Origin of the sequence: Raoultella sp., from assembly GCF_039594335.1 — a bacterium.
Classification (GTDB): Bacteria; Pseudomonadota; Gammaproteobacteria; order Enterobacterales; family Enterobacteriaceae; genus Klebsiella.
Window position 1 is genome coordinate 1 of sequence record NZ_JBCNNS010000154.1, and the last position, 8,657, is coordinate 8,657.

Sequence of the window (8,657 nt, forward strand, 5' to 3'; positions counted from 1 at the left end):
TCCTGCTGATGATTGGATTCAGCCTGATTGCCGAAGGGTTTGGATTCCCCATCCCGAAAGGTTATCTGTATGCGGCCATTGGCTTCTCCGTCATCATTGAGTCGCTGAACCAACTGGCGCTGTTCAATCGCCGTCGCTTCCTCTCCGCGAACCTCACCCTTCGCCAGCGCACAACCGAAGCGGTAATGAATTTACTCAGCGGACATAAAGAAAGCACCGAGCTCAGTAGCGATACTGCCGCACTCATTGACAGCCAGGCTGATAACCCACTGTTCAATCCCCAGGAACGCCGGATGATTGGGCGGGTTCTGAATCTCAACCAGCGCACTGTCAGCAGTATTATGACCTCGCGCCATGATATCGAGCATATTGACCTTAGCGCGCCGGAAGATGAAATCCGCGCGCTGCTGGAGAAAAATCAGCACACCCGGTTGGTGGTTACCGGCGGAAATGATGATGAAGATCTGCTCGGAGTGGTTCACGTTATCGACCTGCTACAACAATCGCTGCGCCACGAACCACTCGACTTACGCGCCCTGCTCCGTCAGCCGCTGGTGTTCCCTGAGACGCTGCCTCTGCTGTCAGCGCTGGAGCAGTTCCGTCATGCCAGGACTCATTTTGCCTTCGTGGTGGATGAGTTTGGTTCGGTTGAGGGAGTGGTGACGTTGAGCGATGTCATGGAAACCATCGCCGGTAATTTACCCAATGAGGCTGAAGAGATTGATGCCCGCCACGATATCGTGAAAAATCCTGACGGCAGCTGGACCGCCAATGGGCATATGCCGCTGGAAGATTTAGTGCAATACATTCCCCTGCCGCTCGATGATAAGCGCGAATATCACACAATTGCCGGTCTGTTGATGGAAAATCTGCAGCATGTCCCTGAAGCGGGTGAAGAGGTGAAAATTGGCGACTACATCGTACGAACATTGCAGGTCGAGAGTCACCGGGTGCAGAAAGTGCAGATTATCCCGCCGCCACGCGAAGATGCGCTGAGCGACGAAGTGTGAGCCCCGCTGCCCTGTCACTCTCCCCGGTGGCGCTTCGCTTACCGGGACTACAGGATCGAGAGTCACCGGGTGCGGAAAGTGCAGATTATCCCGCCGCCTCGCGAAGATGCGCTGAGCGACGAAGTGTGAGCCCCGCTGCCCTGTCACTCTCCCCGGTGGTGCTTCGCTTACCGGGGCCACAGGATCGAAAGTCACCGGGTGCAGAAAGTGCAGATTATCCCGCCGCCACGAGAAGATGCGCTGAGCGACGAAGTGTGAGCTCCGCTGCCCTGTCACTCTCCCCGGTGGCGCTTCGCTTACCGGGGCTACAGGATCGAAAGTCACCGGGTGCGGAAAGTGCAGATTATCCCGCCGCCACGCGAAGATGCGCTGAGCCCTGGTAGCCCGGATAAGGCGTTAGCGCCGCTATCCGGGTCGGGAACCGGATCGGGAAGGTCGCACTTCGCTCAATCCCGGTCAGCGTTTCTCAAGCAGTTTCTTCACGTCTTTCCCATCCTGGGTATTTTTATTACGTTCAATCCAGTCGTTAAGCCGCTGTCTGGCTTCATCCTGCAGCTGCTTACGCAACACCTGGTCGACCTGCAGGCTATAGCTCAGCGCCTGCCATTTACCGTAAATACGCAGCGGAATCGCGGTCTGTTTAAGTCGATCGATAAGTTTGCTTTCGCCTTTCCAACCACCCAGCACGCGCACGTTAAAGCGCATATCGCACTCTTCGTCCAGCAAATTCAGTTCGCCCTGCCCGGTCAGTGCCATCATCTCCGATTGCCCCCTCAGGCTTTGCAACGTGACCTGCCCCTGTGCCAGTTGCAGCTCGCTGCTCAGGGAATCCAGGCGGGTGGCGTTGTCGTAATTTTCCTGCGCCTGCATATTGGTGCTGCGCTCAACGGCCTGCTGCACGAGCTGCTGGAAGTTAAGCCCTTCGGTGCGGGTATTCGCCATCTTTATCTGCGCATCCCCTTCCCAGCGGCGACGAAAATCGTCGGCATCAATTCTTTCGCCGGAGAAATCCCCGGTTAAGGAGAGCTTACCGGTCAGATTAAGCGAATAGTTAAATGCTTTCAGGATGGTGGCGATCTCAACGTTATCCAGTTTCGGCTGGAAAGAGGCCTGCGAAGTCTTCCCACGCACGTCGAGAGTGCCGGGCAACGATATCAGGCCGCCATCCAATTCGCCCTGAAGCTGATTGATCGTCAGCAGTCCAAGCTGATTGCTGATGTCGCTTTTCACCTGGGTAAAGGTCATCCCGCGCCACTGAAGCTGGTCGGCCGTCAGCGACATACGGGCGGTAAATCCACGCAGGCTATTATAATCTTGCTGAATATCGCTGTCGGCAATCACCGGACGCAACTGCCTTGGCTGGCCTTGCCCCTGCTGGCTGGCGCCAGAATCTGTCGCCGGCGAGCCGTGTGTCAGGAGGCTGTCGAGATCAAGGGTGGTCGCGTGAAGATTGAGATTCCAGTCAGCCCGGTCGCCTAAAATCACGCTGGCGTCGCCGGCGATTGCGCTGCCGTTCGCCGTCAGATTAAGATTATTGAAGCTCAGCTTTTTCTCATCTTCCTGCCAGCTCGCCTGCAAACTGCCTTGGCCATTCACGCCGTCAGCCGGCAACTCAGCGCCGCGCAGCTGCCAGTCGAGTCGGGAGATGTCAGCCTGCAGAGAGTGCGGATAGTCGCCACCCTGCACCTCGGCGGAGAGAGAGAGCGCCAGATCGCGCTGGTCGCGATTGATTCGCCCGGAAAAATCGAGCGTAGCGTGATGATGTTCATCCTGCTCCATCTGCAGACGAATATCGCGCACCGTCACCTGTTCGCCATCTTCATGCTGGAAAAAGAGGACGCTGTCCACCACCTCCAACTGCCGCACATCGTAGGACCAGCCGCTGTCATCCGCCACCAGGGGCAGCGAATTGTCGTGAGGCACCACCGGCGCATCCTGGCTGCGCACGGCTTCGGTCTTCGGCGTCAGCTGAATGACCGCCCCCTTGAGCATCACCTGCTTAACCTGCAGCTGATGGGAAATCAGCGGCATCAGGGCGACATCAAGACGCATATTGTCCGCGCGCACCACCGGTTCAGCAGCACCCGGCGCCGTCAGCGTCATGCGACCGGAAAGGATACTCAGCTGCGGCCAGACATGCCAGCGCAGCGGGCCATCGAGTTCAAGCTGATAACCGCTTCGTTCTGCCACCTTATGCACCATATAGGCGCGAAAATCGTTGGGATTGACCAGCAATACCAACGCGGTCAGCCCGGCGACAACCACCGCCAGCAAGATCATCAGCGTCGTCAGAATTCGTCTCATGGCACCCTCAGTACACCGCTTACGTTATCAATCCTTGTCAATTCGACTTGCCACCGCGCCCTGCTGGTCGCGATATTTGGCGTCTTCACGGCGGTTGTAGGGCCGTGCCGCAGGACCTGACAGCGGTTCAAAACTCAATGCGCCAATCGGCATACCCGGACGCAGCGCCAGCGGCAGCTTGCCGGAGTTAAAGAACTCGAGCACGATGCAGCCTGACCAGCCGGGATCGATACGGTGAGCGGTGACGTGCACCATCAGTCCCAGACGCGCCAGAGAGGAGCGACCATCCAGCCAGCCGACCAGATCGGCCGGTAGCGTCACCGACTCGTAGGTCACCGCCAGCGCCAGCTCTCCAGGATGCAGATAGAAAGCTTCGCCTTCCGGCAGCACGATCTCTTCGCTCATCACCCGATCCAACGCCGCGGTCACTTCCGCTTTCGGCCCGCTCAGATCGATAAAGGGCGCCGTGTGGCCGCGAAACGTGCGGAATTTATTCCCCAGCCGAACGTCTACGGTCGCGCCGTTAATCCGTTCAACGGGCGGGCGCGGGCTGATAGATAGCCGCCCCTCATCCAACCAGGCTTCTATATCTCGGTCGCACAGACGCATGAGCTCTCTCCTTTATGGCATCGCGCCCCTCCACCTTCCGCGGTTAAGGGCAATTTGGGTTCTCTTTGCACGTTACACAATTCGTCTGTGTTATTCAAAGAACTGACTGATTTTAGCCTTCAGAATATCAATCGCGATGCGGTTTTTACCGCCACGAGGCACAATAATGTCGGCATACTGCTTGGAAGGGTCAATAAACTGCAGGAACATCGGACGAACCGTTTTCTGATATTGCGCCATCACCGAATCCATCGAGCGCCCGCGCTCATTCACATCGCGCTTGATGCGGCGCATCAGGCAGATATCCAGCGGCGTATCAACGAAGATCGAGAAGTTCAGCTCATTGCGCAGGCGAACATCGGTCAGCAATAAAATCCCTTCGAGAATGATCACTTTCTTGGGTTCGATGTGAATCGTTTCCGGCATACGCGTATGTTCAACGTAACTGTATACCGGTAATTCAATCGGCTGGCCGCTTTTCAACATCTGCAAATGCTGAAACAGTAAACTGTGATCCATCGAGCTGGGATGGTCATAGTTCGTTTTAACACGCTCTTCCATCGACAAATGACTTTGATCTTTGTAGTAGCTGTCTTCCGGAATAACGCCAATATGTTCATCACCAACCTGTTCACGCAATTCGCGATACAGCGTGCTGGCGATAAGACTTTTTCCCGAAGCCGATGCGCCGGCGATACCGATAATGACGCACTGATGAGACGTATCAGTCATAACTTTTTTGCGACCTGATTAACCTGGATGTATATACACATAACCCTTCGAGCTGCCCCCGCGTAACCCGGCTCGCCGCCTCGCCCCTGTGGGGTTTGTGCAAAACGCTAACGAGTTTTGAGACGCATCTCGAATAATTTCATGTATTAGAAGGGTGACGTTTGACCGTCAAACGCGGGCAATTATAGGGATTTCAGTGCGTCGATACCAGTGATATGCGCCCTGCATGGCTATTCCTCAATCGGCGCCCACCCTTCAGTATACCAGATATGCAATAACGCATAGGAACGCCACGGCTGCCAGCGGCTGGCGTAACGAGCAATGCGTGCCGGGGTCATACCGCTGAACCGCTGCTTAATCAGGTAATCATCCGCCAGGAAAATATCCTTCGCCTGCCAGCCACGCAGGGCAAAATAGCTGGCAGTCCAGCGGCCAATGCCAGGCAGCGTTTGCAACTGTTTCATCCCGGCCTCAATGTCGTCCGGCGCCACCAGCGGCAGCTGACCGTTAATCACCGCCTGCGCCAGATGGATCAGGGCCCTGGCGCGCTGCAGCGACATGCCCACGGCTTTAAGGGCTAACGGATCCGCTTGCGCCAGGGTTTGTGGTTCAGGAAAGAGCATGTATTCCGGTGCCTCCGCCAGCGGTTCCCCGTAAGCCGCCACCACTTTTGCCGTCAGCTTCGCCGCCATCGCCACGCTGACCAACTGCCCCAGTACCGCGCGCACCCCTTGTTCAAAGGCATCAAGCGATCCCGGCAGGCGCAGCCCCGGACGCGCGCTGGCCAGCGCTCCCAGCGTCTGAACCACCCGATGCGGGTCACAGGCTAAATCAAACAGGCGCGCCACACGGGCATGGCACGCCTCCGCCACCGGCAGCAGGCCGTCTGATAAGGTCACACGTAATCCCTGTGCCGCCATATCGGGCTCAACCGTTATCAGGCCGAGATGGCCCGCCAGCGAAAAGCTGCGGGTATAACGCCCCTCACTGAACGTTTCGATCCCCGCCACCGCACGGGCGTGGAGAAAACCGAATATCCATTCCGGGTCGTAGGGGGAGTGCCAGGGTAACAGCGTCATCATTTCTCCTTCTTTAATTGCCTCAATGATAGACGCTCCGCGCCCGACATACCTTGCTTTTAAATTCCAGTTGTCGCCGTGGCGGCAATCCGCTAAAGTCGCCCCCCTTCTTCACTGGCATGGGGATTTTTAAGGTCATGTTTATTGGTTTTGACTACGGAACCGCCAACTGTTCGGTTGCCGTAATGCGCGATAATCTTCCGCATTTGCTCACGCTGGAAAACGGCAGCAAGCTGTTGCCGTCAATGCTGTCGGCGCCGACCCGCGAAGCGGTCAGTGAATGGCTTTACCGCCATCATGACGTGCCGACCAACGGCGATGAGAACCAGGCGCTGCTGCGTCGCGCCATCAACTATAACCGCGATGAAGACATCGATGTCCTCGACAACAGTGTCCAGTTTGGTCTGGCCTCGCTGCATCAATATGTCGACGATCCGCAAGAAGTGTACTTCGTTAAATCCCCGAAATCGTTCCTCGGCGCCAGCGGCCTGAAACCGCAACAAGTTGCGCTGTTTGAAGACCTGGTGTGCGCCATGATGCTGCATATTAAACAGCAGGCGCAGTCGCAGCTTCCGGAAACTATTGACCAGGCGGTGATTGGCCGGCCGATCAACTTCCAGGGACTGGGCGGCGATGACGCCAATGCCCAGGCGCAGGGGATCCTCGAGCGCGCGGCGAAGCGCGCCGGTTTCCGTGACGTCGTTTTCCAGTTTGAACCGGTCGCCGCCGGGCTGGATTTCGAAGCGACGCTCAACGAAGAAAAACGCGTGCTGGTCGTCGATATCGGCGGCGGCACCACCGACTGTTCACTGCTGTTGATGGGGCCGCAGTGGCGGCAGAAAGCCGATCGCCAGCAAAGTTTACTCGGCCACAGCGGCTGCCGCGTCGGTGGGAACGATCTCGACATCGCCCTGGCATTTAAATGCCTGATGCCGCTGCTGGGGATGGGCGGCGAAACTGAAAAAGGGATCGCCTTGCCGGTTCTGCCGTGGTGGAACGCCGTCGCGATCAACGATGTGCCGGCGCAAACCGATTTCTACAGCAGCGCCAACGGTCGCTTACTCAATGATTTACTGCGCGATGCCCGCGACACCGATAAAGTCGCGCTGCTGCTGAAAGTCTGGCGCCAGCGCCTGAGCTATCGCCTGGTACGCAGTGCCGAGGAGAGTAAAATCGCCCTCTCCTCGCAGGAGCAAGTTACCACCAGGCTGCCGTTTATCGGTAATGAACTGGCCGCGGCTATCAGCCAGCAAGGGCTGGAAGCTGCGTTGAATCAGCCGCTGACGCGTATTATGGAACAAGTGCAGCTGGCGCTGGACAACAGCCGCGAAACGCCGGATGTGATCTACCTGACCGGAGGGAGCGCCCGCTCACCGCTGATTAAGAAAGCGCTGACCGCCCACCTGCCGGGGATTCCGATCGCCGGCGGCGATGATTTTGGCTCCGTTACCGCCGGTCTGGCCCGCTGGGCGCAGGTCGTCTTTGGTTGATTGATGCCGGGGGCAGTGTCCCCCGGCAGACAACTCAAGCGTAGCGCTCCCCACTCCCGAAACACCAGGATCCCCACAACCATTTGCTATAATGGCGCTTTCAAAATAAAAAGGGTGCCCTATGGAACGGCTGGATTGCGATCGAATGTTTGTCGCGGTAATGGAAACGGGCAGTTTTACGCTCGCCGCACAGCGCTGCGGTACGAGCCATGGTCAGGCCTCAAAACTCATTTCCCGTCTCGAAAGCGACCTTGGCGTACACCTCCTCAGGCGCAGTACCCGCTCGCTGACCCCGACCGATGTCGGCCTCGCCTATTATGAGCGTATCCGCCAGCTATTAATTGATTTTGATGAACTCAACGACTCGGTACGTAATATCTCCAACGCCCCTGCCGGACAGTTGCGTATCTCCGCTCCCGTAACCTTTGGCACCACGCAGCTGGCCCCTCACCTGGTGACGTTTGCCCGCCGTTATCCGGATATTGAACTGGATGTCAGTTTTTCCGACCGGCTGGTGAACGTTGTTGATGAGGGTTTCGATCTGGCCCTACGGATCGGTAACTTAACCGACAGCACGCTGTTCGCTCGTCGCCTTTGCCCCGTGCGTAACGTGGTGATTGCCTCGCCGGAATACCTTGCCCGCCAAGGAGAACCGCAAAGATGGGAAGCGCTCAACCAGCACGATTTGATTGTCGATACTAACTTTCGCGATCCCTGGCACTGGCCGTTTCTCGATGAGCAGCGACAGTTACATTCCCAGCCGGTGCGCGGAAAGATGAAATTTTCCAATGCCGAGATTTGTCTTGCCGCCGCCTGCGCGGGGCTCGGGATCGCACGCTTGCCGTTTTTTATTGCCCGAAAAGCGCTGGACGAGCGGCAGGTGGTTCCGGTGCTGGCCGCGTATGAAGCGCCACCGCTGGCGCTGTTCGCCGTTTTTCCACCCGCGCGCTATCTGGCGCATAAATCGCGAGTGATGATCGATTTTCTGGTGGATATCTTTTCTGTCGCGGAAGAGCGGATGAAATACTGAATCTTATTATTTCCAATATAGAAATAAACATGCTCGTTCTAACGGGATAATCTGCATAAAAGAAATATTGTACAGTCCTTCAATCAACTGAAAAGGAGGACTTAACCATGTTCGATCAACGCACCACCCCTTATGCTGCTCTGGTCATGCGCCTTGCGCTTGGTATTCTTTTCCTCGCGCATTTTGGCCTGAAGTTTTTCGTCTTCACCCCTGCCGGAACCGCGAAGTTTTTCGCCTCGCTCGGTCTTCCCGGCTGGCTGGCCTATATCACGATGACCGTCGAATTCTTTGGCGCCATCGCTCTGATTCTGGGAATTTATACCCGTATCGTCGCCCTGGTGCTGATCCCCATTTTATTAGGCGCGATTTTCACGGTTCACGGCCCGGCAGGCTTCTTCTTTAC

General features: G+C 56.9%; 8 protein-coding genes. 4 read left to right on the plus strand and 4 right to left on the minus strand.

The genetic code is table 11. From position 1 onward, the window contains the following. The coding region (locus tag ACZAHD_RS19500) for a hemolysin family protein (RefSeq protein WP_462458240.1) at window positions 1–1,010 on the plus strand (1,010 nt) is incomplete at its 5' end. A gap of 456 nt (window positions 1,011–1,466) precedes the next feature. Here the strand turns inward: ACZAHD_RS19500 and asmA are convergent. The 4 genes from asmA to alkA all read right to left on the minus strand — a co-directional run bounded on the left by asmA (window position 1,467) and on the right by alkA (window position 5,734). After that, window positions 1,467–3,314, minus strand: a complete 1,848-nt coding sequence (asmA, locus tag ACZAHD_RS19505) for an outer membrane assembly protein AsmA (RefSeq protein WP_462458241.1) — start codon at window positions 3,312–3,314, stop codon at window positions 1,467–1,469. A gap of 27 nt (window positions 3,315–3,341) precedes the next feature. Beyond that, window positions 3,342–3,923, minus strand: a complete 582-nt coding sequence (dcd, locus tag ACZAHD_RS19510) for a dCTP deaminase (RefSeq protein WP_100685221.1) — start codon at window positions 3,921–3,923, stop codon at window positions 3,342–3,344. 90 nt (window positions 3,924–4,013) lie between these two features. Continuing rightward, the gene (udk, locus tag ACZAHD_RS19515; protein ID WP_274786459.1) at window positions 4,014–4,655 is read right to left on the minus strand and encodes a uridine kinase; all 642 of its coding nucleotides are present in this window, start codon (window positions 4,653–4,655) and stop codon (window positions 4,014–4,016) included. 230 nt (window positions 4,656–4,885) lie between these two features. Further along, window positions 4,886–5,734 carry a DNA-3-methyladenine glycosylase 2 gene (alkA, locus tag ACZAHD_RS19520; RefSeq protein ID WP_462458245.1) on the minus strand — a complete coding sequence of 283 codons (849 nt, stop codon included), beginning with the start codon at window positions 5,732–5,734 and terminating at the stop codon, window positions 4,886–4,888. 137 nt (window positions 5,735–5,871) lie between these two features. Between alkA and yegD the strand changes: the two genes are divergently transcribed. The 3 genes from yegD to ACZAHD_RS19535 form a co-directional block, all read left to right on the plus strand. After that, window positions 5,872–7,224, plus strand: coding sequence for a molecular chaperone (gene yegD, locus ACZAHD_RS19525; protein ID WP_462458242.1), 1,353 nt, complete (start codon window positions 5,872–5,874; stop codon window positions 7,222–7,224). A gap of 121 nt (window positions 7,225–7,345) precedes the next feature. Continuing rightward, on the plus strand, window positions 7,346–8,254 hold the full coding sequence (locus ACZAHD_RS19530; protein ID WP_462458243.1) for a LysR family transcriptional regulator: 909 nt from the start codon (window positions 7,346–7,348) through the stop codon (window positions 8,252–8,254). A gap of 107 nt (window positions 8,255–8,361) precedes the next feature. Then, window positions 8,362–8,657 (plus strand): DoxX family protein (locus ACZAHD_RS19535; protein WP_462458244.1); only part of this gene is annotated, 296 nt, incomplete at its 3' end.